Annotated in this window: 24 protein-coding genes and 1 tRNA gene; 18 read left to right on the forward strand and 7 right to left on the reverse strand. The window is 45.3% G+C overall.

Annotation, left to right across the window (positions count from 1 at the left end):
• Positions 1–382: 382 nt before the first annotated feature.
• Entirely contained in the window at positions 383–688 is a 306-nt protein-coding gene (locus tag N4J56_RS31610; RefSeq protein ID WP_317110333.1) for a hypothetical protein, read from the reverse strand.
• Positions 678–908, reverse strand: a complete 231-nt coding sequence (locus N4J56_RS31615; RefSeq protein ID WP_317110335.1) for a hypothetical protein — start codon at positions 906–908, stop codon at positions 678–680. The genes N4J56_RS31610 and N4J56_RS31615 overlap by 11 nt, the downstream gene beginning before the upstream one ends.
• Before the next feature lie 329 nt (positions 909–1,237).
• On the opposite strand from N4J56_RS31615, the gene N4J56_RS31620 reads away from it, so the two are divergent.
• From N4J56_RS31620 to N4J56_RS31635, 4 genes are all read left to right on the forward strand, one after another.
• A complete protein-coding gene (locus tag N4J56_RS31620) occupies positions 1,238–2,002 on the forward strand; it encodes a M48 family metallopeptidase (protein WP_317110337.1) in 765 nt (254 codons plus the stop codon).
• A gap of 141 nt (positions 2,003–2,143) precedes the next feature.
• The gene (locus N4J56_RS31625; protein WP_317110339.1) at positions 2,144–3,763 is read left to right on the forward strand and encodes an alpha-amylase family protein; all 1,620 of its coding nucleotides are present in this window, start codon (positions 2,144–2,146) and stop codon (positions 3,761–3,763) included.
• 52 nt (positions 3,764–3,815) lie between these two features.
• Positions 3,816–4,781: a TIGR03885 family FMN-dependent LLM class oxidoreductase gene (locus tag N4J56_RS31630; RefSeq protein WP_410500653.1), complete on the forward strand. Its 966-nt coding sequence runs from the start codon at positions 3,816–3,818 to the stop codon at positions 4,779–4,781.
• Between the two features lie 148 nt (positions 4,782–4,929).
• Positions 4,930–5,562 carry a GUN4 domain-containing protein gene (locus N4J56_RS31635; protein WP_317110343.1) on the forward strand — a complete coding sequence of 211 codons (633 nt, stop codon included), beginning with the start codon at positions 4,930–4,932 and terminating at the stop codon, positions 5,560–5,562.
• Here N4J56_RS31635 and N4J56_RS31640 read toward each other — a convergent pair.
• Together N4J56_RS31640 and N4J56_RS31645 are read right to left on the reverse strand one after the other, a co-directional pair.
• Entirely contained in the window at positions 5,559–5,708 is a 150-nt protein-coding gene (locus N4J56_RS31640; RefSeq protein ID WP_317110345.1) for a hypothetical protein, read from the reverse strand. The genes N4J56_RS31635 and N4J56_RS31640 overlap by 4 nt on opposite strands.
• A gap of 350 nt (positions 5,709–6,058) precedes the next feature.
• Positions 6,059–6,385, reverse strand: coding sequence for a hypothetical protein (locus N4J56_RS31645; RefSeq protein WP_317110347.1), 327 nt, complete (start codon positions 6,383–6,385; stop codon positions 6,059–6,061).
• A gap of 236 nt (positions 6,386–6,621) precedes the next feature.
• On the opposite strand from N4J56_RS31645, the gene glpK reads away from it, so the two are divergent.
• The 3 genes from glpK to N4J56_RS31660 all read left to right on the forward strand — a co-directional run bounded on the left by glpK (position 6,622) and on the right by N4J56_RS31660 (position 9,342).
• Entirely contained in the window at positions 6,622–8,130 is a 1,509-nt protein-coding gene (glpK, locus tag N4J56_RS31650; RefSeq protein ID WP_317110349.1) for a glycerol kinase GlpK, read from the forward strand.
• Positions 8,131–8,219: 89 nt separating this feature from the next.
• Positions 8,220–8,576 carry a DOPA 4,5-dioxygenase family protein gene (locus tag N4J56_RS31655; RefSeq protein WP_317110350.1) on the forward strand — a complete coding sequence of 119 codons (357 nt, stop codon included), beginning with the start codon at positions 8,220–8,222 and terminating at the stop codon, positions 8,574–8,576.
• A 112-nt stretch (positions 8,577–8,688) separates the two neighbouring features.
• Positions 8,689–9,342, forward strand: a complete 654-nt coding sequence (locus tag N4J56_RS31660; RefSeq protein WP_317110351.1) for a cadmium resistance transporter — start codon at positions 8,689–8,691, stop codon at positions 9,340–9,342.
• 27 nt (positions 9,343–9,369) lie between these two features.
• Here the strand turns inward: N4J56_RS31660 and pyrE are convergent, their stop codons facing one another.
• A complete protein-coding gene (pyrE, locus tag N4J56_RS31665) occupies positions 9,370–9,945 on the reverse strand; it encodes an orotate phosphoribosyltransferase (RefSeq protein ID WP_410500654.1) in 576 nt (191 codons plus the stop codon).
• Between the two features lie 270 nt (positions 9,946–10,215).
• On the opposite strand from pyrE, the gene N4J56_RS31670 reads away from it, so the two are divergent.
• Positions 10,216–10,581, forward strand: a complete 366-nt coding sequence (locus N4J56_RS31670) for a hypothetical protein (protein ID WP_317110354.1) — start codon at positions 10,216–10,218, stop codon at positions 10,579–10,581.
• A 153-nt stretch (positions 10,582–10,734) separates the two neighbouring features.
• Here N4J56_RS31670 and N4J56_RS31675 read toward each other — a convergent pair.
• Positions 10,735–10,807: transfer RNA gene (locus tag N4J56_RS31675), tRNA-Ile, on the reverse strand.
• A gap of 146 nt (positions 10,808–10,953) precedes the next feature.
• Here N4J56_RS31675 and N4J56_RS31680 point away from each other — a divergent pair.
• Positions 10,954–11,676, forward strand: coding sequence for a hypothetical protein (locus tag N4J56_RS31680; RefSeq protein ID WP_317110355.1), 723 nt, complete (start codon positions 10,954–10,956; stop codon positions 11,674–11,676).
• Positions 11,677–11,785: 109 nt separating this feature from the next.
• Complete coding sequence (locus N4J56_RS31685; protein ID WP_317110357.1) at positions 11,786–13,180, forward strand: hemolysin family protein; 1,395 nt, start codon at positions 11,786–11,788, stop codon at positions 13,178–13,180.
• A 66-nt stretch (positions 13,181–13,246) separates the two neighbouring features.
• Here the strand turns inward: N4J56_RS31685 and queC are convergent, their stop codons facing one another.
• Positions 13,247–13,960 carry a 7-cyano-7-deazaguanine synthase QueC gene (gene queC / locus N4J56_RS31690; RefSeq protein ID WP_317110359.1) on the reverse strand — a complete coding sequence of 238 codons (714 nt, stop codon included), beginning with the start codon at positions 13,958–13,960 and terminating at the stop codon, positions 13,247–13,249.
• Between the two features lie 515 nt (positions 13,961–14,475).
• Between queC and N4J56_RS31695 the strand changes: the two genes are divergently transcribed.
• The 8 genes from N4J56_RS31695 to N4J56_RS31730 all read left to right on the forward strand — a co-directional run bounded on the left by N4J56_RS31695 (position 14,476) and on the right by N4J56_RS31730 (position 25,625).
• Entirely contained in the window at positions 14,476–15,534 is a 1,059-nt protein-coding gene (locus N4J56_RS31695; protein WP_410500655.1) for a Gfo/Idh/MocA family oxidoreductase, read from the forward strand.
• 300 nt (positions 15,535–15,834) lie between these two features.
• On the forward strand, positions 15,835–16,233 hold the full coding sequence (locus N4J56_RS31700) for a hypothetical protein (RefSeq protein WP_317110361.1): 399 nt from the start codon (positions 15,835–15,837) through the stop codon (positions 16,231–16,233).
• A 161-nt stretch (positions 16,234–16,394) separates the two neighbouring features.
• Complete coding sequence (locus N4J56_RS31705) at positions 16,395–16,532, forward strand: hypothetical protein (RefSeq protein ID WP_181245358.1); 138 nt, start codon at positions 16,395–16,397, stop codon at positions 16,530–16,532.
• Positions 16,533–16,617: 85 nt separating this feature from the next.
• Entirely contained in the window at positions 16,618–19,542 is a 2,925-nt protein-coding gene (locus N4J56_RS31710) for a glycerol-3-phosphate acyltransferase (RefSeq protein ID WP_410500656.1), read from the forward strand.
• A gap of 674 nt (positions 19,543–20,216) precedes the next feature.
• A complete protein-coding gene (locus tag N4J56_RS31715; protein ID WP_317110363.1) occupies positions 20,217–21,560 on the forward strand; it encodes a CmpA/NrtA family ABC transporter substrate-binding protein in 1,344 nt (447 codons plus the stop codon).
• Positions 21,561–21,652: 92 nt separating this feature from the next.
• Complete coding sequence (ntrB, locus tag N4J56_RS31720; RefSeq protein WP_317110364.1) at positions 21,653–22,489, forward strand: nitrate ABC transporter permease; 837 nt, start codon at positions 21,653–21,655, stop codon at positions 22,487–22,489.
• Positions 22,490–22,582: 93 nt separating this feature from the next.
• Positions 22,583–24,586, forward strand: a complete 2,004-nt coding sequence (locus N4J56_RS31725; RefSeq protein ID WP_317110366.1) for a nitrate ABC transporter ATP-binding protein — start codon at positions 22,583–22,585, stop codon at positions 24,584–24,586.
• Between the two features lie 172 nt (positions 24,587–24,758).
• Entirely contained in the window at positions 24,759–25,625 is an 867-nt protein-coding gene (locus N4J56_RS31730) for a nitrate ABC transporter ATP-binding protein (protein WP_317110367.1), read from the forward strand.
• Positions 25,626–26,001 lie beyond the last annotated feature (376 nt).

Raw genomic sequence — 26,001 nt, forward strand, 5'->3', positions numbered from 1 at the left:
TTCAGTGCAACCCTAAAGTCAGAAAAGCGCAAAGGGTAACTTTAATACTTTATAACGGTATTTATCTGCATCTATTAATTGAAATAGGAAAGGGTCATGCACTGACTCTCTGCCCGCTACGAATTGACGAAACCCAGCAGTTAGCTTTGAGATTCACAAATGTATTTACAATTAGTCGATCTGTTATACATACTTTTCTATAACATGCTTCCAAATCGAGTAAGCTTGACCGTTTAAATGCACTCCGTCTAGTGTATAACATGCCTTTAACTGATGCTGTTCGTCTGAGAGATAAGAATATAAATTGATATAGGTGAGTGAATATTCTGCTGCTAGTTTTGGAGATCGGAATTTAATTGTAAGATCTCGCGATCGCTGACATTCAAACCAGATTTAGCCCGATTGATTGGCAAAACACTTTGAATAAATACTTCCGTATCAGGACTGCGATCGCAAATATTAACGATAATTTTTGATAATCTACCAAAATTTCTACTGCCGAGCGCTGGTAATGAATAAAATTGTTAATTCCAATCATTATGAAAATTTTGGCTGGCTGAGAACTCACAATGTCCTCAAGACGATTTAACACTCCCATAGTCGTATCGCCAGAGATGCCGCGATTTTTAATATGAGGATTTTCTAACAACTCAGACCATTCGCATTCATCAGTAAGACTATCTCCCAAAACACAATATCTGAATTGGATATTGGTGCAAGTTGGAATTGAGTAACTCTTTGCAAGTAATAGACCGGATTGGCAACTTGAAGACGAAGGCGATCGCGTTTTTCTTAAGCTTTGACAATTTGAGCTGTAAATAAGAAATACCACCTTTTCTAGCAATAAATAATGTTGCCAAAAATAAACATAAAATATTAAATCCGAGAGAAAAAAATAAAATTTTCATTGGTAATGGGTAATTGGTTGATGTTTGACAGTAAACGTGGCGCTACACTCCGTGAAGACTGTTGACAGTAGAGAGTGACTAGTGGCTGGTGGCTAGTGGCTAGAATTGCTCCCCCAGCTGGGCGACTCTCCCCCAGCTCAAGAGCAGCTCTCTCTGCTCCCCTGCTCCCTGCTCGTGCGCTCCCTGCTCCCTGATTCAAAAACTCTATAAGTAGTAGGATGACATTGAGAAAAGAAAAGCTACAGAATCTAACGAGTAAAGATAGAGAGCAATTTGCTCGGGTTGGTTAGCTTGGAGATTGTGTTGTAGCTGTTTCTCCCAATTTGCATATGATTGAGACTTCTAGATCTGCTCGTCGTACTTGGTATTATCCAGTACTTGGCTCGATAGCTGCATTAGGTATTAGTGTAGGTACTCCCGAAGTAGCCTTATCGGTTCCGTGGGCAGAATTATTCCAGCAAGGAGCGCAAGTCATCCAACTCTACAGGATTTCTGACCGAGATGAAGTAGAGTTAGGCAAGCAAATTAACCAACAACTCCTTAGCACTCAATTTCAACCCGTGCGCGATCGCACCTTGAATAGCAAAGTCAATCGTATCGGTCAAAAATTAGCTCAAACTAGCTCTCGTCCCGATATTCCCTATACCTTTCAAGTTGTACAGGATAAAAGCATCAATGCTTTTGCCACAGCTGGGGGTTTTGTTTACGTTACCACAGGCTTACTAGAAGCCGTAGACAACGAAGCACAACTTGCTGGCGTGTTGGCTCACGAAATCGGACATATTGCGGCGCGTCATACAGTAGAGCAAATGCGACAAACTGCGATCGCCCAAGGGTTAGCAAATGCAGCGGGAGTCGATCGCAACAAAGTCGTAGCCTTGGGAGTTGAATTCGGCGTGCGCCGTCCGCGCAGCCGTCAAGCAGAATTTGAAGCAGATCGTCTGGGATTTGAGAATCTGCAACGAGCTGGCTACGACCAGAATCAGATGATTGCCTTTCTAGAAAAACTACGCAACCAATCTTCAGTACCAGCCTTTTTGAGTACCCACCCAACCACCAGCGATCGTATTGCCAGACTCCAAGGCGACGATTGACAGTGACCAGTTACCAACAACTAACACCCGACTCCTGTACGGGCGGGGTTAGCAAAAGAATCATGGCTGACGGCAATCGATCTTCGCTCAAAACCCGCCCCTACGACTCCCGACTCCCAATCCTTCACTACTCACTTCATCATGCAAAATCTCTGGTACAAAAACGCGATTGTCTATTCTCTCGATGTGGAGACATTTATGGACTCGGACGGCGATGGAGTGGGTGATTTCCCAGGACTTACCCAAAAGTTAGACTATCTTGCAGGGTTGGGAATCACTTGTTTGTGGTTGTTACCTTTTTATCCCTCGCCTAACCGCGATAACGGCTACGATGTGATGGACTATTACAGCGTCGATCCTCGATTGGGGACGTTGGGTGATTTTGTCGAGTTCATGCACAAGGCGCGGGAACGGGGAATTAGAGTCATAGTCGATCTTGTCGTCAACCATACATCGATCGCGCATCCTTGGTTTCAAGCTGCAAGGAGCGATCGCAACTCCAAATATCGCGATTATTATGTATGGTCGGACAATCCCCCGCCAGCCGATCCCAAGCACATTGCTTTTCCCGATGTTGAAGATAGCCTTTGGGATTATGACGAGCAAGCAGGAGCGTATTACCTGCATCATTTCTACAAAGAACAGCCAGATTTAAATATTGCCAACCCAGCAGTGAGGGAAGAAATTTGTAAAATCATGGGCTTTTGGTTGGAGTTGGGGGTTTCTGGCTTTCGGATTGATGCTGCGCCTTTTTTAATTATGGGAATTGGCATTCCCCAGGCAAAGGCGGAAGACTTAGAAGGGTTTTTGATCGAAATGCGAGCATTTCTCGTCTCGCGGCGAGCTGATGCGGTTTTACTGGCTGAAGCTAATGTCGATGCAGACCAAATTCCCGTATATTTTGGCAACGGTGACAAAATGCAATTGCTATTCAGCTTCCTGTTGAACCAGCATATGTTTTTGGCACTGGCGCGGCAAGATGCGGCGACTCTGACTGAGGGGCTGAAAATATTACCCGACACTCATCATAGCTGTCAATGGCTCAACTTCGTCCGCCACCACGACGAATTAACGCTCGATCGCCTCAACGAATCCGAAATCCAAGAAATCTTTCAAGCTTTTGCTCCCGAAGAAAATATGCAGATGTGGGGGCGAGGAATTCGGCGCAGGCTACCACCCATGTTTGGGGGCGATCGCCAGCGAGTAGAACTAGTCTACAGTCTGTTATTAACTCTACCAGGTACGCCAATGCTGCGTTATGGTGAAGAAATTGGCATGGGTGACGATCTCTCTTTAGAGGGTCGCGGCAGTGTCCGCACGGTGATGCAATGGTCTAGCAGAGCCAATGGTGGGTTCTCGTCTGCACCAGCCGAAAAATTAGCGCGACCTGCGATCGACACAGGAGAGTACGGCTACCAGAAACTCAACGTAACTTCCCAACAGCGCGACCCTAATTCAATTCTCAGCTGGATGGAACGAGCGATCCGCACCCGCAAGCAGTATCCAGAATTTGGCTCTGGTAAATGGGACATTATTGCTACAGACGAACCGAGCGTATTTGCACGCAGTTCTCAACACAATGGAAATACAGTTATTGCCGTTCATAATCTATCCGCACAATCATGCACTGTTAGCTTGAAATCGGCAGAATACCCGCATTTACTGGATGTATTTAGCGATCGCTTCTACGAACAAATGGATTGCAATTCTAAAGAGATCGAAATTTCTGGCTACGGCTATCGCTGGTTCCAGGTAAATTAAATAAATTTGAGCGATCGCAGTGCGTCCCTACTCCCTACTCCCTACTCCCCCAATGGCAAAAATCGGCTATCACGCTTCCCACGAACAATTCAAGCCCAGTGAATTGTTGCAATACGTGCAAATAGCTCAACAAGCAGGCTTCACTCATGCTCTTTCCTCCGACCATTTTCACCCTTGGAGTGAACAACAGGGTCAAAGCGGTTTTGCTTGGTCTTGGCTGGGTGCGGCGATGCAAGCGACTCCTGAATTGAATTATCGCGTGGTCTGCGCCCCAGGACAGCGCTACCATCCAGCAATTATCGCTCAGGCGGCGGCTACATTAGCAGAAATGTTTCCTCAGCGTTTTTGGATAACTGTAGGTAGCGGTCAGGCACTTAATGAGAGCATTACAGGCGATAAGTGGTTGTGTAAAAGCGAGCGCAATACTCGCTTAAAAGAATGCGTCGATATTATGCGGGCTTTGTGGTGCGGAGACACTGTGACTCATAAAGGTTTAGTCTGCGTTGAGGAAGCAAAACTTTATTCGCGTCCCGAAACGCCACCCTTGATTATCGGTGCTGCTGTTACAGCCCAAACTGCCGAGTGGTTGGGAAGTTGGGCAGATGGGTTAATTACAATTTCTCGTCCACCAGAGAAACTCAAACAAGTCGTCGATGCTTTTCGTCGGGGTGGGGGAGAAGGTAAACCCATGCTGTTGAAAGTCCAGCTATCCTACGATCGCAACGAGGATATGGCAAGGCAAAAAGCTCATCAGCAGTGGCGCAATAATATTTTCAAAAATATTCTCATGACCGAACTGCGATCGCCTCAGCAGTTTGATGCAGCTGGAGAGTTTGTCAAACCGGAAGAAATGAACGAACACGTCCGCATCTCTGCCGAGCCGCAGCAACATATAGAATGGTTGCAGCAAGATGTAGAGTTGGGATTTGATGAATTGCTGTTGCACAACGTCAACCGCGAACAGCAACAATTCATTCAGGTATTTGGCGAGAAAGTGTTACCCGTGTTTGGTAATTAAACTTATCTATAAATCATCACTTTTAACTTTAAATTTTCCTCAATCTATAGAAAGATATAGAAAACTCATTTGACTGCCTTAGCAACCCCCGTTGTAAGTCGTAAGTCGTAAGTCGTAAGTCACAACAAGCACCAATGACCAATGACCAATGACCAATAACAACCTAATTGTGAGGTTTTCTATGTCTAGCGAAATTAAGGAATCGGAAGCGATCGCCCGTTTAGCAATAATGGAAGCACAACTCCAGCAGATGACTCAAATGCTATCAAATTTGAGCGATCGCCTAGCTCGGATGGAAGACAATTTTCTGCTAGTGGCTGATGTCTACAACTACAAAAAGCTACAAGAATTGCTAGCTGCCGGAAATTTCCATGCCGCAGACTGGGAAACGATTCGCCTCATTCAAGCTGTGACGGGAGAGTTAGAACTAGAATCCATTACCCCGGAACAAATCAGAAGTTTTCCCTGTAACGAACTACAAGTTATCGATAATCTGTGGCGCAAATATAGTAACGGTCGCTTTGGCTTTAGCATCCAAACGCGAATTTATCAAAGTATTGGCGGCTCTATAGAAACTACAATTAATCAAGATTATCAAATCATCGAGTCCTTTGGCGATCGCGTCGGCTGGCGATCGAATCGCAAATGGCTCAAATGCGACGATCTTGACTATACCCTCACAGCACCCATTGGTTGCCATCCTTCTCGCTGGTGGAATTCTCCCTTTGGGGCAAAAATGACCAACTATTTTTTCAATCGATTAATCACCTGCCAGCTTTAACCGTGCTTTCTCATTCCTTTGGACAAATAAGCTAGCAAGAATACAGCGATCCCAGCCATTCCCAAGTACGAGTAGGATGTCGCGAACGTTGCTGCTGTACCAATTGCCAGCAAGCCGATTAAGCCAAATTTTAGTTTAGGGGGCATACTTCAGCAAGTCAAAAGTTAAAAGTTAAAAGTCAAAATTATGAAACTCTCGATGCGATCGCGCTTTGAAACCAAGATCGATAGCAAGTCAAAAGTTAAAAGTCAAAATTATGAAACTCTCGATGCGATCGCGCTTTGAAACCAAGATCGATCTTACTAAGCTATCTCTTATTTATAACGAAGGCAGAGGGCAGAAGGAAAAAACTTTTTAGACAAAAGTTACAATCTGCTGTAACGTCTCGATCTTTCCACACCTTGCTATAATTTGCATGATTCAACGCGATCGAAACGCTTGCCATTATCAGCCTTAGACATTTTTGACTTTTGACTTTTGGCTTTTGACTTTTGACTTACTCTGTCTCTCGATCTCTTTCTGCCTTGAGTTGGCGAACGCACTCTTGTCCCAACCCCACAGCTAAACCTACGCTAGCACCAATCAAAACATATCTATTTTGCATTCCTTCATAATGTTTCCCCTCAAACCTCAACTGATTAAAGTCACGTTGACCGATTCTCGTCGCAGCTAGACCAACGACTGCACCGATTGCGGCAGTTACCACGCCTGAAAAGATAATTGCTCTGAAGTTCATGGGAGAGTGGTAGTTGGTAGTTGGTAGTTGAGTGGTGTGTAACAACTGATAACTGGTTACTGACAACTGATATTCGTATTTTGTCAAGATCGCTGCACGTCATGCCAAAAAGTGACAAGATAATTCATAATTTAGAATTTGTCATTCGATAGCCGATCGCTGATAACTGACTCATGTACGGGCGGGTATGAAGCGAAGATTTATTGCGGAACCGTGAATCTTTTGTTAAACTCGCCCCTATGACTCCTGTACGGGCGGGTATGAAGCGAAGATAATTACTTTAGGTGTGAATATGCTTGCTAAACTCGCCCCTACGATAACTGATGCAATACATTCTAGGATTAGATCTAGGCACGACAGGGAACCGAGCAATTTTATTCGATGCTGAAGGTGCAATCGCCGGTCAAGCCTATAAAGAACTGACGCAATATTATCCTCAACCTGGCTATTTAGAACACGATCCAGAAGAGATTTGGCAGGATACTTATACTTGTATACAACAAGTTTTCAAACAAACAGGTATTTCAGCAAGTGCGATCGCGGCAATTGGATTGTCAGTACAGCGAGAAACCTGTTTATTGTGGGATAAGACGACAGGTAAACCCCTACATAAAGCAATTGTCTGGCAAGATCGGCGTACCGCGTCTATGTGTCGGCAATTACAAGCAAAAGGACAAGCAAAGACAATTCAAGCACGGACTGGATTGATTGTCGATGCCTACTTTTCGGCAACTAAATTTGCGTGGTTGCTCGATTGGGTACGGAATCAAAATATAAATTTGGATAATATTCTGGCTGGGACGATCGACACTTGGATCTTATGGAAATTAACGGGTGGTAAGGTTCACGCTACCGATCGGAGTAATGCCAGCCGCACGATGTTGATGAATCTAGCGCAGGGAAATTGGGACTCGCAACTCCTCGATTTATTTCAGATTCCCGATCGCATCATGCCGCAAATCCAGCCTAGTTTGGGCATATTTGGCGAAACCGATCCGCAACTACTGGGGGAAGCAATTCCGATCGCATCGGTATTTGGCGATCAACAGGCGGCGCTATTTGCCCACGGGTGCGATCGCCCTGGTATGGTGAAATGTACGTATGGGACGGGATGTTTTTTAATCGCCCATACAGGTGAAGAACTGACGCGATCGCATCACCAGTTATTGTCAACTGTTGCCTGGACGCAAGTTTTAGCAAACGGAAAAACGGTGACGAGTTACGCTTTAGAAGCGGCTATGTTTACGACAGGTGCTTGCATTCAGTGGTTGCGAGATGGTTTGAAGCTGATCGATTCAGCTGCCGAAACCGAACACCTGGCGCGTCAAGTTACAGATAATAACGGTGTTTACTTCGTCCCAGCATTAAGTGGATTGGGTGCGCCTCGGTGGGATATGAGCGCCAGGGGTGCTTTTCTGGGAATTACAGGCGGCGTACAGCGCGAACACATGGTTAGAGCCGTTTTAGAAGCGATCGCTTATCAGGTAAAAGAGGCGATCGAGGCGATGAATCGAGATTCTAGCAAAGCGATCGAAGTGTTGAAAGTTGACGGGGGTGCTTGTCAAAATGACTTTTTAATGCAGTTCCAAGCCGATGCACTCGGAATTCCGATCGAGCGTCCAGTCGTTTTAGAAGCAACGGCTCAAGGTGCAGCCTTTGGTGCTGGATTGGCGATCGGTTATTGGACTGATTATCAAAAGTTGTGTCGCAGTCGGAAAATCGACCGAATTTTTGAGCCAGGAACGGGTGCAATCCAAGCACAAGAAAATTTTCACACTTGGCTGGAAGCTGTTAACCGCGCTCAGCATTGGGTTGATGAATCTCATCTCTGAGTTTATGCGCTGATTTGCTGTTGCGATCTTTGAGCGATCCCATCTCTGATTTGTCAAACTAGTGTTAAGTATGAGTGGAGCGAACAGCGATGCTAGAAGATACAAAGGAAATAGCAGATTTTCACGCTCATGTCTATTACGATTGCCAAAGTCGCGAAGTAGCGGCGCGTGTACGTGAAGAATTGAGTATAAAATTCGATGTGAGGCTTGGGCGCTGGCATGACAATCCTATTGGTCCCCACACCAAACCTATGTATCAAGTTGCCTTTTTACCAGAACAATTTGGTGCGATTGTTTCCTGGTTAATGTTGCATCGTCAAGGATTGGATATTTTAGTCCATCCAACAACAGGTAATGATGTTGCAGACCATACAAACCATGCCCTATGGTTGGGAGAAAAGTTAGAGCTAAATATAGAATTTCTTCAATCCATTAAAACGACTTAATTTCAAGGGAAAATACAAATCCTAGAATATAGATAAACTCAAAATAGTCATATTATATCAATCTTAATATGCTGACATCTACCTGTTTTACATCAAACGAATTTGACCAATAATGAGTAGAATTGGTATGGCTTTTGCAGAAGGTTTAATCGCCTTTATTGCTACAAATATCGATGATATTATTGTCTTGCTACTCTTTTTCTCCCAAATAAGTGCTAATTTTCGTCGTCGGCATATCGTTATCGGTCATTATCTAGGTTTTACAACTATTGTTTTGGCTAGCTTACCAGGTTTTTTTGGTGGTTTAATCGTACCGCGAGAATGGATTGGTTTATTAGGACTCTTACCAATAATAATTGGTGTTAAGCAACTCGTGGATCGCAAAACAGCAACCGCAGAATTGCAAACAGTCATCAGCTTTGAAAATTCTAGGTATCGTAATCCCGCTGTCTCTTTTCTTTTAAGTATTCTGAACCCTCAGACTTATAAAGTTGCAGCAGTAACAGTTGCTAATGGTGGCGATAATATTAGTATCTATATTCCGTTATTTGCTGGTAGTCAACTTGCGAGTTTAGGGATAATTCTCGCTGTATTTTTTTCGATGGTAGGAGTTTGGTGTGCAATCGCATATTTATTAACTCGCCAACCTACTATTGCCAACCTTTTAAGTCGCTACGGTCAACCGATAGTTCCTTTCATATTGATCGGCTTAGGTTTATTTATTCTGTATGAAAGAGGCACATTCGGGCTAATATTCTCAGCTTAAGCTTACAATAGTTAAAGTTAAGTACTTTTAAGAATTTATTTGCTGATATCGTGCTTGAAGTTCCTCAATAGAAAATAATGTCCGAAACTTCAATCCTTGCGCTGCATATAACTCAGCACCACCTTGCTTTCGATCTACCAACGATATAACTTCCTCGACTTTGTAACCCGCCTCTTGCAATCTTTCCACTGCTTTCATTGCCGATTGTCCAGTCGTGACAACATCTTCTAGAACCACAACCAAAGCACCATCTGGTAATACTGGACCTTCAATATATGCTCTCGTACCATGTCCTTTCGTTTCTTTACGAATAATCAAAGCTGGAATGGGACGATTTTCAATCGCAGAAACCACACTTACAGCGCTAACAATGGGATCGGCTCCCAGTGTCAATCCTGCCACTGCTTGCGTATCTGGTGGTAGCAGAGATAATAACAAACGACCGATCGCCAAAGCACCTTGAGGGTGTAACGTGACTAATTTGCCATTAATGTAATAAGAACTGCGTTGACCAGAAGACAGGACAAAATCACCCTCTTTGTAGGCAAGTTGACAGAATAGATCGAGTAGTTCTTGGCGTAGTGCAGTTAAATCGGTTGTCATAAATTGAGGGAACAGGGGGAAAGTCGTAAGTCGTAGGGGCGGGTTTTTACAGGATATCCCTGAAACAACCCAGAATTGTGCGGATAAACCCGCCCCTACGGGAATCGAAAGTCGGGGGGACAAGGGGGACAAGGGAGCAATTCTAGTCACAAGTCATAAGTCACTGATAACTGATAACTGATAACTGATTGATAAAACGGGGAAGAATAGGCTAAGACTGATGCAACAGTTCAGTATAAGTCAAAATTGCAACAGTATAGAGGACATTCTATGCCCATCAAATTCAACCGCTTCAGTGGTATTCTACTTACGCTCGGTATTATCGCTGGATTTCAAGCTAACGCGATCGCCCAACCAAGCAACCATACTCTTGCAGATCGCTTTCAGCAAGCAATGTTCACCAGCAACCCTGATTTCTTCCAAAATCGTTCCTTCGGACGACAATTTGATTGGCTTTTAGGAACAAACGGATTTCCCGACAACGAAATTAATCGCGATGCAAAACGGACTGATGACCTGTACCGCACTGCACTAGAGCAGCAAGTCTCTAGCGATCCGGTCATCCGCACGCGAGATCTGCCCAATCCATACGGCACGTCAGTTTTGGAGTCTAAAAAGTCTAGTAATCCAAACTAATTTGCGAGTCGGGAATGGGAGAGCGCTTTAAATTCCCGCACACAATCATCCTTGACAAGTTAAAAAAGATTCTGCGGCGATCGCCGCTCATTACCAGTAGCCAGCCTGGTAATTTCTGCTTGGTAATTTTTGCTGAGTGTTGACCCTTAGAAATCCAGGGTGCAGGGGTTGAACCTGCCTAAGGCGAATTATGAGTTCGCTGCCTCAACCGCTCGGCCAACCCTGGCGGAGTTTATATTGTAACTTAGATTGTCAAGGTAAATTGTTTAGTCTCAATACTTAATATCGCCACAAGACAAATAGTACATAATTTACATAACCGCAATGATATAACTAGCTCATTCGTTAGCAAAAAACTGGTGTAAGGAGTCAATGCTCTGGATTAAGCGAGCATCATTAAGAAAAGTCAATTCAACCGTCGCCCTGACGTTGACCTTATTGCTTCTGATGTTGATCGGGGGTTATATAAGTGCAATCTGGGGATATGCGATCGGACATGAAGCGATCGAGGGCGTAAATCAACCCGATTCTCGTCCCGCCGGGAAAATCGGATTTCGCAAAAATAAGTCTCAACAGCAGCAAGGCGTGGTGATGCTCAAAGAAGCCGATGTCTTAGCTGCCGTAAAAGCTAGAATTGACGGCAAAGGAAAAAAAGCCAAGCCGGAGAAGCCGTTAATTGAAAATCCGCAGGACAACAAGCGATCGTCTACAAAATCAAAGTTGGTTGCTGAGAGCGAGTCTCCTCAGCCTGGATTTCCGATGATTCATAAAACCGAAGGAGTGTCATTAGAAATTGCATCTGCACGTTTTTCTGGCGGGGCATTACAGTTGAAGATGAACTTCAAAAACGAAGGAGATAGAACCATCAGGTTTCTATCTAGCTTTTTAGACGTAACCAACGAACGAGGACAGACACTCAGCGCCAACACGGAAGGCTTTCCTGAAGAATTACCAGCTAATGGCAAAACTGTTGTCAGCACGCTTAGTATTTCCACTGCTCTGCTCGACAACGTACAGAAAATTTCTTTACATCTGACCGATTATCCCGAACAGCGATTGCAGTTACAAATGTTAAATATTCCTGTAGTTAGGTAAATAACGGGACAAGGGGACAGGGGAGAAGTCAAAATTCAAAAGTCAAAATTCAAAACTTTCCAACTCCCTACTCCCTACTCCCAGCTCGTCCCTGCTCCCTCCATCAAAGATGAGTGCTTTTCCTCCCCTGAATTGGGCAGATATTTGGCTCAGATTATTATCTGTGCTGTTGTTGATTGCCATTAATGCTTTTTTTGTCACGGCTGAGTTTTCCCTTGTTTCCGTGAGGCGATCGCGGATTTATCAGTTGGTAGAAGCGGGAGACTGGCAAGCGCTGACAGTACAATCGCTACAACGCAGTCTCGATCGCGTCCTCTCTACTACCCAACTCGGGATCACTCTTTCTAGTCTTGCCTTGGGTTGGATTGGCGAGAGTACGATGGGCGTACTGGTTGCTGCTTGGTTAGAGCAGTTACCCCTACCTGCGGGAGAGCGGGCTTTTATTACCCATGCGATCTCCATTTCAGTTGCTTTTTTTCTAGTTGCCTACTTGCAAATCGTACTGGGAGAATTGTGTCCCAAGTCAGTCGCGCTGCTCTACTCCGAGCAACTGGCGCGATTGTTGGGTTCACCCCTCAAAGCGATCGCCCGCATTTTTACGCCGTTTGTCTGGATTCTCAACCAATCCACGCGCTTTCTGCTGCGTTTGGTGGGGATTCAATACACGGGACAAGCTTGGAGACCACCAGTCACTCCCGAAGAGTTACAACTGATTATTTCTACCGAGCGAGAATCGACTGGCTTAGAGGCAGAAGAACGAGCGTTACTGAATAATATTTTTGAATTCGGTACGGTCAAAGTTGGGGCAGTCATGGTACAGCGCCCGCAAATTGTTGCTTTATCCACAAACGCCACGTTGCAAACCCTATTGCAAGCAGTTGCAGCTACGGGACACTCTCGCTACCCCATTATTGGTAAATCGTTGGACGAAGTACGGGGCATTATTCACCTCAAAGACCTAGCAGAACCACTCGCTCTAGGCAAAATTTCCTTATCAACAGAAATTTATCCCTGGATGCGTCCTGCCCAATTTGTACCGGAACACACCTCATTAGGCGAACTTCTGCCCATCATGCAGCAAAGCCTGAGACATTCCATCCGTGCGGAACGAGCCACGATTATAGTTGTCAACGAGTTTGGTGGAACCGTAGGACTAGTGACGCTACAAGATTTAATCGCCGAGATTATTGGCGATGCAGGGGCAATAGAAAGCACTGATGAGCTGTTGATCCAGAGTTTGGACGACAGAACTTACTTGGTACAGGCACAAATGAACTTAGAAGACCTCAACAAGTTATTGAATTTAGATTTACCGCTGAGACAAGATTATCAGACCTTGGGAGGATTTATTTTGTATCAACTACAAGAAATACCCGCCGTCGGCACAACCTTAAATTATCAAAACCTAGAATTTACTATCGTTTCTGTTGAAGGACCCCGCCTTGACGAGATTAAGATTCACCTTTTGAAGGGAGCAGGGAGCAGCGAGCAGGGAGCAGAGTAAGAGAGCTGAGGGAGCGCAAGGTTGCTGAGGGAGCTGAGGGGTAGAGGAGAAATTACTGGTCACCGATCACTGGTCACTGGTCACCGATCGCTGCTCCCTCCTATAAGGCAAAGGATCTTCCAGCTCTAGAGCAGCAAATGCAGCTAGGCGGAGACGGCATGAGTCACAAACACCGCAGGCAAGTTCGTCGCCTGCGTAGCAAGACCAGGTTTTTTCCCAAGGTACGCCCAATCGATCGCCCAGTTGAATAATTTCGGTTTTTTTCAGCTGAATGAGAGGAGCAACAATTGCGATCGCGTTTCCTTCCCGCCCTTGTTTCGTACCTAGACGAAATACCTCTTGCATAGCTTGGATGTAATCGGGACGGCAATCGGGGTAGCCGGAGTAATCGAGGGCATTTACGCCAATGTAAACGCGGCTGGCATTTAAAGTTTCAGCATAAGCCAGGGCAAAACTCAAAAAGATTGTATTGCGGGCTGGTACGTAGGTAACGGGTATATTTTGCGCCATTTCGTCCAGCGATCGCGCTTGGGGTAAATTGATGCTGTCATCAGTTAAAGCAGAACCGCCCCACTGTCGCAGATCGAAAGATACGAGTTGATGGTCTGCCACTCCAGCCGACCGCGCGATCGTCTTAGCTGCCTCTAATTCTCGGCGATGTCGCTGTTGATAATCAAAAGAAATCGCATAGCAATCATAGCCATCTGCCCGTGCTTGGTATAGCACCGTTGACGAGTCTAATCCCCCAGATAGCAAAATTACGGCTTTGTTATTTGTCATTGGTCATTGGTCATTGGTCATTTGTTATTTGTTACTGGTTGTTGGTAAACGCTGGCGCTACACTCCGTGAAGACGGTTGACGGTTTTTGTTTTCTTCCTTGTCCCCTTGTCCCCCTTGTCCCCCTTCGCCCTCTAATTCCCACTCCCTACCCTTCGGGAACGGCTTGCCGAACGGTCATAGGGAAGAGCGAGTTCCCCCTTGTCCCCCTTGTCGCCCTTGTCGCCTGACTCCCACCAAAATAATGGACGGGAAAAAAAGTGACACAATACCGCTATCGCAGAAACATCGGTAAAATCACAATTAAAAAAGGTATAACCGTAACAAAATCAAGACAATCTCAAAAAAAATCTAACAATCTTTGAGATTCTACATAAAGACAAGAATTATGGTATCATCTGGCTGAATTCTAACAGTTGAGAGATGAAACCTTAATAACTGGAATGTAGTTTACAGAAGCAGTGCAGTAGCGACGATAAATTTTGGTGGTGGAGGAGAAGACTGAGTGCAAAATACCATGTCTAAGGGACAAGTAGTCCCGCAGATGCAGCGCAACCAACCTGAAGCAATTAAGATTGGCGTGGTTGGAGTGGGCAATATGGGGCAACATCACGCCCGCGTCCTAAGTTTGCTCAAGGACGTGGAACTGGTGGGTATAGCAGATATCAATGTCGAGCGAGGACTCGATATTGCTAGCAAGTACAGAGTGCGTTTTTTTGAAGACTATCGAGATTTACTGCCTCATGTCGAGGCAGTTTGCGTAGCTGTCCCCACTCGCGCCCATTATGCTGTTGGGATGACCTGCCTAAAAGAAGGGGTTCACGTCCTGATTGAAAAGCCGATCGCTGCTAGTATTTCTGAAGCAGAATCTCTGGTCAATACAGCTGCTCAAGCTCAAAGAATTCTTCAAGTCGGTCACATCGAACGCTTCAGCCCAGCATTTCAAGAATTAAGCAAAGTTTTAAAGACGGAGCAATTGATGGCAATCGAGGCTCGTCGCATGAGTCCCGCTGCTCAAAGAGCCAACGATGTCTCGGTCGTGTTAGATTTAATGATTCATGACATCGACCTATTGTTAGAATTGGCTGACGCGCCAGTGATAAAGCTAACTGCTAGTGGTAGCTGTGGTTCTGATTCAGGATATTTAGATTACGTAACGGCAACTCTAGGTTTTGCAAATGGAATCGTAGCAACGCTCACAGCTAGTAAAGTGACTCACCGCAAAATTCGTCGCATTGCTGCCCATTGTAAAAATTCTTTGACTGAGGCAGATTTTCTGAACAATGAAATTCTGATCCACCGTCAAACCACTGCTAACTGTATGACAGAACACGGTCAGGTGCTTTACCGTCAAGATGGCTTGATTGAAAAAGTTTACACGAGCAACGCCGATAAACTTTGCGCTGAATTAGAACATTTTGTTAGCTGCGTGCGTGGTGGTAGCCAGCCCTCTGTAGGAGGAGAACAAGCACTGAAAGCTTTGCGCTTGGCAAGTTTAATCGAGCAAATGGCTGTAGACGGTCATGCTTGGAAACTACCAGAACGGGAGTACGAGTATCCGATTGTTGCCGTTTAACAATTTAGTTTAAATAGGATTATTGAAGGAAGAAGTACGCAGCCGCGTGCTTCTTCTTTATGTATGAAGATAATACGATCGCCATAACTCGAATATAAATCTAGGGCGATCGCTCTGTAAATTTATGGCGATCGCTCTAGCTTAAATAACTTAAATCAATAACACTCTTAGATATAGTCAATAACCTTAAGCTGTGCCGTAGGATGGGGAGCCACTACGCCGAACGGGTCATTTAGCTTCAAGTAAGTCACATTTAAGAATTAAAACCTGACTTTTTCAGAACTTTCTTGGGTTGAGCGCTTGTTTAACCCAATTTATAATTATACACAACTAAACGGTATTGTATTTAAATATCTTGAAAAACTAAAAATAATGATCGCTTTTGAAGTCTATTTAAACGGAGAAAAGCTTTGTACAGCAGGATTGAGAGATTTAAGCGTTCTTACAGCAATTTTGAACTGGAGGCAGCGTCAAGCAGACGCTTCAGCTGCAAACCCTGAAGACTTAGACGCTGAAGATTTGAGATTGTATGTGGGTGGGATGTTGAATATTGCAGAAGGTAGTCGAGAATTTCTCAGATGGCTCGATCTCAATCTCGAAGTCGGTGATGAAATAACCATCAAGATTGTAGATGCAAATACTGTAGATATACCAATTAGACGGGAGAAAGTAGAGCTAAATTTCAGTCCTCGAAAGTAGGAACGAAACTGATGATTTTAGGTTATTTTAGGCTTTGAAAGGTAAAACAAGCAGACCGAGTGTAATTCTTCTGGGCGATCGCCAAGCCAAATTGAAAAAGAAAGACTAAAATCGAATACGGAGATTTTAGTATTCTTAACACAGGAGGATTTACATCAAGTATGTCCGACTTGAACCGAGGAATTATGAAGTTCGATGGGGCGGATAGTCCCAAGGTAGTGATTGTCTCTACCGTACTACTGTTAGGAGCGATCGCCGCCTTAATCTTTTGGGCGCTACGAGTAGCTTATGCTGTTTAGTTATTAGTTGTTAGTTGTCAGTTGTTGGTTGTCACTAACTGCTGACTAATGACTAATGACCAATGACCAATGACCAATGACTAACATGCAGCAAGTTTGGGGTGTACTTGCGATTTTCATTCTCTGCCCCTTATTGGGCGGACTACCGTTAATTGCTTGGATAACTCGTACCCTGACTGGGAGACGACTGGAGCGGATGGGAACTGGTAATATCAGTGTCTCAGCCGCTTTTTATCATGGTGGTAAGTTAGCGGGCATTTTAGCGGTGCTATCAGAGGCATTGAAAGGGATTGCCGCAGTTCTGCTAGCACGGGCATTTTTTCCAACTCAACCAGCGTGGGAATTAATTGCCCTAATTGCCTTGGTCATGGGTCGCTACTGGGTTGGGAAAGGCGCGGGAACCACAAATGTCGTTTGGGGTTATGTCGTCCATGATTGGCGAGTCGCGCTGTTGGTATTTTTAATTGGCGGGATTAGTTTTACTCTGCTGCGGGAAAAAGAGCTGGGAAGATTTGGCGTATTATTTCTCTTTCCCACAATTACGGCACTATTACACTTAAATGATTTTGGTAGAATTATCGCCGCGATCGCCTTAGCAATATTAATTGGCTGGATTTACAAAAAGATTCCCGACGATCTAGATTTATCTCCAACAACAGGACAAGCCGGATCTGAAAAAATGTTTCGTTTTTTTCGCGGTGATAAGGCAATTGTTTCTCTCGACGACCGACTCGATCCTCAAAAAGTCGGCGATAAGGCAGCTACTTTATCTCAACTGAAAAGCTGGGGTTATCCCGTACCGATGGGTTGGGTACTCGTACCAGGAGACGACCCAGAACCTCTAATTCAAGCTTTGCAACCTTCAGCTACCCAACCGCTAGTCGTCCGTTCCTCAGCAATTGGAGAAGACTCGGAACAAGCGGCGGCGGCGGGACAGTATGAAACCGTACTGCAAGTTACCAGTCGCTCTATGTTAAGGCAGGCGATCGCCCGTACTCAAGCTTCCTACGACCTGCCAAATGCAGTAGAGTATCGTCGTACTAGGGGACAAATCGACGCAGCAATGGCTGTGTTGATTCAAAAGCAAGTGCAGGGAGTTTTTTCTGGCGTAGCTTTTAGCCGCGACCCAATTACCCAGCAAGGGGATGCTGTTGCGATAGAAGCTTTGCCTGGTGAAGCGCAACAGGTGGTTTCGGGGCGATTGACTCCAGAACAATACCGAGTTGCGATCGCAGATGTAGAAACGTTAGATGTAGAGACATTAAATGTAGAGACGTTACATGTAACGTCTCTACAAATGAATGGTGAAGGAGACGTACCGCTAGAACTAATTAAACAAGTTGCCCTTCTCGCCCGCAAAATTGAAGATCGATACCACGGCATTCCTCAAGATATTGAGTGGAGTTACGACGGGAACCAATTGTGGCTGCTGCAATCGCGCCCGATTACAACTCTTCTGCCAATTTGGACGCGCAAGATTGCGGCTGAAGTGATTCCTGGGGTAATTCGCCCGTTAACTTGGTCGATCAACCGTCCGCTAACTTGTGGCGTGTGGGGGGAGATTTTTACAATTGTTTTGGGCGATCGTTCCCAAGGGTTAGATTTTAACGAAACAGCAACGCTGCACTACTCCCGCGCCTATTTCAATGCGTCGTTGTTAGGACAAATTTTTCGATTGATGGGTTTGCCTGCGGAAAGTCTGGAGTTTTTGACCAGGGGAGCTAAGTTTAGCAAACCGCCTTTGAGTTCCACGTTAAAAAATGTACCTGGGTTGCTGCGGTTGCTGGGTCGTGAATTGAGTTTAGTCCGAGATTTTCAACAAGACGAGCGGCAATATTTTCGTCCTGGTTTGACTAAGTTAGAACAGCGATCGCCGCAAGAACTTTCGACCAGAGAATTGCTAGAACGGATAGAAGGAATTTTATCACTGCTCAAACGGGCTACTTATTATAGTATTTTGGCTCCCTTAAGCGCTGCGCTACGACAAGCGGTATTTCGAGTTCGGGATGACAAAATCGACAACAGCCAAACGCCAGAAGTAGCCGCATTGCGCGAAATTGCAGCTTTGGCAAAAAAAGCTCGAAAAATCGCGCCGCAATTATCTCCAGAACGAGCATTTGAGCAGTTGGAAGATACTGCGCCCGGGAGAGAAATTTTGCAGCAGTTCGAGCAATTGCTCGATCGCTACGGCTATTTGAGTCAGGTAGGCACAGATATCGCGGTTCCCACTTGGAAGGAGGAAGCGCAGGTAGTACGAGAATTATTTATGCAGATGTTGAGCGTGGAGGAAGGCAGTTTTAGAAGCGATCGCTTAGACATGCAACGCGATCCAACGAGAGTTCAGCAACGCATAGATCTTAAAGGGCGAGTTACGCAGGTATACAGCCGCTTATTAGCAGAATTACGCTGGTGTTTCGTGCGACTAGAGGAGATATCTTTGCAGTCAGGACAATTATCTCAACCTGGTGATATTTTCTTTTTAGAATTTCCTGAAGTGCAGCGAGTTGTTGCTGAAGATGTGGAGTTTATATCTCAATTAACACAATTAGTCGAAGCGAGGCGATCGCAATTCGATCGAGACAGCCAACTCAATCCCATACCCGCTTTGATCTACGGTAATTCTCCCCCCACACCTCACGCCCGTACGGGCGGGTTTGGAAACCCGCCCCTACAGGCTCCCAGCTCCCTGTTAAAAGGAATTCCCGCTAGTTCCGGTCAAGTCACGGGAACGATTATCGTGTTGCACGATTGGCAAATGCTGCCAGAAATCGATAAAACAACAATTTTAGTCGTGCCTTACACCGATTCCGGTTGGGTAGCTGCGATCGCTAGGGCTGGAGGATTGATCGCCGAAGTCGGAGGAAGATTATCTCATGGAGCGATCGTTGCGCGCGAGTATGGCATTCCTGCGGTGATGGATGTGCGCGACGCAACTCATTTATTGCGCGACGGTCAACAGGTACGGCTCGACGGTCAACAGGGTACGGTAGAGATTCTCGGCAGCGATTGAAATAGTAGATCTGACTTGAAAATCTATTTTCAAGTCAGGTCTGACGAATAAATGTCATTTTGTTCTGAATCACCGTATACGTAGTTGTAAAACTTCACTTTAGAGGTGAATTAATGTTCGGTTTAGTACAAAGCGTAAATTGTAGATTGCTAAAAGTTTAAGGAATTTAAAAATCTAATATCAGCAATTATACTCAGCACATCTCGATTGATTATCGACAAGCAAAAATACCTTGGGATCGAGTGATAGTTACGATAAACAACTTGCACTGCTATAGGAATAAATAGGCGATCGCAGCGGTTGTTCAGGGGTAACTAATGCTAACTATAGATAGTTCAATAGGCAATTGAAAAACCATAAACTTTTACTTATCAAAGCGATATTAGATTTATTTAACTATCACTCGTTAAAAGTTAACAAATTTTGCACTAAAAGCTGTAAGCTTATTAAAACAACATTAATTTTGGTTTTCGTTGTCTCTTAGGGACTCCAATTGTATGTAGCTCAGTTGTGAAATTTCAACTTTGCAACTTCACAGCTACGACCACCTAATTTCGCTGAGCCAAACCAGTATTTTTAGATCGAACCATGCATTTTATATGCAAGAAACTCAACAGTTTCATTGCATAGATCTGCTTTGACATAAACCATTGAGTGTGCTTGAGGAAGGTTTTATGACGGAGTTTTCTCGCCGGAAATTTATCATAACTGCTGGTGCTTCTGCGGTTGGTTCGGTGTTTCTGAAAGGTTGTTTGGGGAATCCACCAGATTCCGTGACTGGTACTCAAACGCAACAAGTTGCAGCAGTTAATATCAGTCCAGAACAAGCACCAGAAACAACAAGAGTCAAGCTAGGATATGTCCCCATTGTTGAATCAGCCCCGCTAATTATTGCTAAAGAAAAAGGCTTTTTTGCTAAGCACGGCATGACAGAAGTGGAGCTTTCCAAACAAGCGTCTTGGGGTGCAGCAAGAGACAATGTAGAAATCGGAGCTGCCGGAGGTGGTATTGATGGTGGTCAATGGCAGATGCCAATGCCACATCTTATTAGTGAGGGCATCATCACTAAAGGGAATGCCAAAATCCCTATGTATTTGTTAGCGCAATTAAATACTCATGGGAATGGAATTGCAGTCGCATCTAAATGGGAAGGCAAGGGCATCAACTTGAAGCTGGCGCAAGGAGAACAAATTGTCAGTCAGCTTAAATCGTCAGGTAATCTCTTCAAAGCAGCACACACATTTCCTCGCGTTAACCAAGATTTTTGGATTCGTTATTGGTTAGGTGCTGGTGGTATCAATCCAGATGGAGATATTAATTTGATGCCAGTACCATCAGCTCAGACTGTTGCCAATATGAAAACGGGAACAATGGATGCCTTCAGTACTGGCGATCCTTGGCCTTACCGAATTGTTAAAGACAAAATTGGCTATATGGCAGCTTTGACGGCAGAAATTTGGAAGAATCACCCTGAAGAATACTTAGCCATTAGAGCAGACTGGGTTGATAAAAATCCCAAAGCCACCAAAGCTTTGCTAAAAGGTGTCATGGAAGCCCAGCAGTGGTTAGATAATTTTGATAACCGTGAGGAAGCAGCAAAAATTCTGGCTGGGCGCAATTATTTCAATCTGCCAGTAGAAATTCTGACCGAACCATTTCAAGGAAAATACGAAATGGGTGACGGACGCACCATTAACGATCGCTCGATGGCAGCGTTGTACTGGAAAGACGAAAAAGGTAGCGTTTCCTATCCCTACAAGAGTCACGACCTTTGGTTCTTCACAGAAAGCGTCCGCTGGGGCTTTTTACCACCAGACACCCTGACAAAAGCCAAAGCAATAATTGATAAAGTCAACCGCGAAGACTTGTGGAGAGAAGCAGCCAAAGAATTAGGTGTTGCGGCTGCCGATATTCCTACCAGTACCTCCCGTGGCGTAGAAACATTCTTTGATGGAGTCAAATTCGACCCAGAAAATCCAGCTGCCTACTTAAAGAGTTTGAAGATCAAAAAAGCCTAACGCTGAAGGCTGACAATTAACAGTTGATAGTTAACAGTTAACCGTCAACCAAATTACTAACTATCCATGTAAATCTGAGGAACAGACGATCGATGACTACATTTTCCCCTAGAAGACGGGCTAGCGCAGATAACAGTTTTCTAGCAGGCTTGCAAAAAAGACTGCCCGATATTTTACCTCCAGTTATTGCGATTGCGATCTTTTTAGCAATTTGGCAACTCTTTTCTCTCATGCCAGGAGCCACATTACCTGGACCCATACAAGTCATTCAAGATACCTGGATTTTAATTTTCTGGCCCTTCTATGACAGAGGTGGTATAGATAAAGGATTATTTTGGCAGATCTGGGCGAGCTTGCAACGGGTAGCAATCAGTTATACCCTAGCGGCAATTGTAGGAATCGGCTTAGGAATCTTAATTGGTACGTCGAAATTGATGTCCAAAGCACTAGATCCACTCTTCCAATTACTCAGAACAGTACCACCTCTAGCTTGGGTTCCCATCTCTCTAGCTGCCCTCAGACAAAACGAACCCGCTGCCTTATTCGTTATCTTCATCACGGCAATTTGGCCCATTTTGATCAACACGGCAGTAGGAGTCAAAGAAATTCCCAGCGATTACAACAACGTCGCCAAAGTACTGCAATTAACTAAAAAAGAATACTTCTTCAACATTCTCATCCCTGCGGCACTACCCTACATTTTCACAGGTTTGCGAATTGCGATCGGTCTAGCTTGGTTGGCAATTATCGCTGCTGAAATCGTCATGTCCGGTATCGTCGGCATTGGTTTCTTTATCTGGGAAGCTTATCAAAACAACAACGTCAGCGAAGTTATCCTTGCCCTAGTTTACATCGGTATAGTTGGTCTGTTACTCGACAAACTCATGGCTTGGATACAAACGCTGATCTTGCCAGCAGAACAGAAATAGCTAATGGTTAATGGTTAATGGTTGCTCGCAATTAACTATTAACTATTAACTATTAACAACTACCAATTACCAACTACCAATTACCAAATAGCCATGTCTGTATTCGTTGCTGTTGACCAAATAGATAAGGTTTTCAATCTCGTCGGTGGGGGACAATACATCGCCCTCAAAGGCATTGACCTTCAGATTAAAAAGGGTGAGTTTGTATCGCTGATCGGTCACTCTGGCTGCGGTAAATCAACGCTACTCAACATGATTGCAGGATTGGATCTGCCTAGTGAGGGAATTGTCACTCTGGAAGGACAAAGAATCACCAAGCCAGGTCCAGATCGGATGGTGGTGTTTCAGAACTACTCCCTTCTACCTTGGCGGACGGTACGGGAAAACATCGCCTTAGCTGTAGATGCTGTAATGAAGGGCGCACCTGCGGGAGAACGCCGCGCCATTGTCGAAAAGCACATCGATATGGTAGGTTTGCGTCCCCATGCCGATAAGCCACCAGGAATGCTATCGGGGGGACAAAAACAACGGGTGGCGATCGCCCGTGCCTTATCGCTGCGTCCGAAGTTGCTGTTACTCGACGAACCCTTCGGAGCGTTGGATGCGCTGACGCGAGGTAACTTGCAAGAACAGCTGATGCAAATTTGCCAAGAAAACCATGTGACTGCCGTAATGGTGACGCACGACGTAGACGAAGCCGTATTGCTGAGCGATCGCATCGTCATGTTAACCAACGGACCCGAATCGAAAATTGGTGGCATTTTAGAAGTAGATATCCCCAGACCCCGTAAGCGGATGCAGGTTGTAGAACATCCCAGCTATTACAGTCTGCGGAGCGAAATGATCTACTTTTTAAACCAGCAAAAACGAGTTAAGCAAATCCGGGCGCGGAAAAAGACCGCTGTTGCCCGTCACGGGTTGGAAAAAGTCAATTTGGAAATTGGCTTCGTCCCCTTAACCGCTTGCGCACCACTGGCGATCGCTCAAGAAAAAGGTTTCTTTGCCAAGCATGGCTTAGATGAAGTCACCCTAGTACGGGAAACCAGCTGGCGCGGGATTGTCGATGGAATTGCCGCTGGCTATCTCGATGCTGCCCAAATGCCTTCAGGGATGCCAATGTGGTTGACTTTGGGCGGTCATGAGAATAAACCGATACCCACGGTTACTTCTTTAACCATGACTCGTAATGGCAACGCCATCACTCTCTCAAAACGCTTTTACGACCAAGGAGTTTACAACCTCACCGACTTCAAACAGCACTTGCTGCGTACCCGCGACCAGCGGCATACGATGGGTGTCGTACATCCTTCCTCAATGCACAGCGTCCTCTTGCGCTACTGGCTAGCCGCAGGTGGTATCGACCCCGATTTAGATGTTGACGTTCACACCATTCCCCCAGCCCAAATGGTTGCCGACCTCAAAGCGGGTAGTATCGATGGATTCTGCGTTGGCGAACCTTGGAACTACCGCGCTGCTGAAGAAGGAATTGGCTTTACCGCTGCTACCGATTTAGAAATTTGGCTGGGACACCCAGGAAAAGTTTTGGGCGTGCGGGAAGATTGGGCAGCCGCCTATCCTAACACGCATATCGCTCTAGTCAAAGCACTTTTAGAAGCTTGCTATTATTGCTCTTTGCCAGAAAATGCTGAAGAAATTCGTCACATTTTGGCACGGCGGGAATATGTCAGCACCAGCGTCGATTATATTCAGTTGCTAGACCCCGATAGCAGCAGTTGCGATCTGAGTAGTCCAATGCGGGAGTATGCTCACCACCAATTCTTTTCTGAAGCTGCAATCAATCGCCCCAGCCGCACGGAACAAACTTGGATCGTGACTCAACTAGCACGTTGGGGTCACACTCCCTTCCCCAGAAATTGGGTAGAAATTATCGAACGGATCTGTCGCGTCGGAGTCTTCAGCACAGCTGCTAGAGAACTCGGCTTAGATGTCAGCTACACTCGCCAGCCGCTCAAACTCTTCGACGGGACTGTATTTAATGCCGACGACCCACTCGGCTATCTCAACAGTCTAGCGATCAAACGCGACTTCTCCGTAGCCGAAGTCATTCTCGACGCATCAATCCGCAGAGCAGCCTAACTAACTAGGAGTTAGGGGTTAGGGGATGGGGGTTAGGGAAGAAGAGAGCTGAGGAGGCGCTCGGGAGCTGAGGGGGAAATACTACACCCTACACCCCACACCCCACACCCTTTCCCGACTCCCGACTCCCGAATCTCGAATTACCAATAACCAATAGACAATTAACACTACAATGAACAACGCTTTTGCTTATACAGACATTGCCAGAAATCGTTTAGGCAAGCCACTCTCTACAGTGCAGTCTAATCGTCAGGCTTTCGTACAGATTAAGGACGTTTGTAAAGTCTATCCCACCAAAAACGGTCCCTTCACCGTCCTTGATGGGGTGAATCTCAGTGTCTATGAAGGGGAGTTTATTTGCGTGATCGGTCACTCCGGTTGCGGTAAGAGTACGCTATTGAATATGGTTTCGGGTTTTGCTCATCCAACTTCAGGTGATGTCTTAGTGGATGGTAGCCCCGTCGTCAAACCAGGACCAGACCGGATGGTGGTGTTTCAAAATTATGCCTTGCTCCCTTGGCGGACTGCGTTTGAAAATGTCTATTTGGCAGTGAATGCCGTACATCCCAACAAGCCAGAAGCAGAAAAGCGGGCGATCGTGCGGGAACATTTGGCAATGGTTGGACTCGCGGAAGCCGCAGATAAGAAGCCACCGCAACTATCTGGGGGAATGAAACAGCGGGTTTCGATCGCCCGTGCTTTGGCAATTCGTCCCAAGGTGATGATTTTAGACGAACCTTTCGGGGCGTTGGATGCAATTACCAAAGAGGAGTTGCAGGAAGAGTTACTGAAAATCTGGAACGACCATAAATGCACCGTGTTAATGATCACCCACGATATTGACGAGGCGCTATTCTTAGCCGATCGCCTGGTGATGATGACCAACGGTCCTCACGCTAAGATTGGCGAGGTGTTAGATATTCCTTTTGCCCGTCCCCGCGATCGCGCTCGCATCATGGAAGATCCGCAATACTATCAACTCCGCAACTACGCTTTAGACTTCCTCTACAACCGTTTCGCCCACGACGATGTAGGTTAGTTATTAGTAGGGTGGGTAATGCCCACCCTACTGAGAAAGAAGTAAGAATCGGCACAATAATTAGATTCAATAGATTTAATAATAGGTTCTAATTATATGGGTAAATCCCCTCCATAGAAGCTAGTAGAGCCGCCTGCGTATAGGATCTTATCTATCGAAACCATATAAGATTTATTCAATTTTTATTTCATTAAATTAACTAATTTTGCTCGAAAAGCTGTAATCTATTTTTAATGCAGCTTTTCAAGCAGATACAAAAGCTTCAAAACATATAGTTTTTGAAGTCGTTCGCTGCTTGAAACCGGGATAAATCCATGACAATTAACTCTTTGTTAGTTGTGGCTTATACCTGGAATTGCATTTAGGTTTGACCTAA

This window comes from Chroococcidiopsis sp. SAG 2025 (assembly GCF_032860985.1).
Classification (GTDB): domain Bacteria; phylum Cyanobacteriota; class Cyanobacteriia; order Cyanobacteriales; family Chroococcidiopsidaceae; genus Chroococcidiopsis.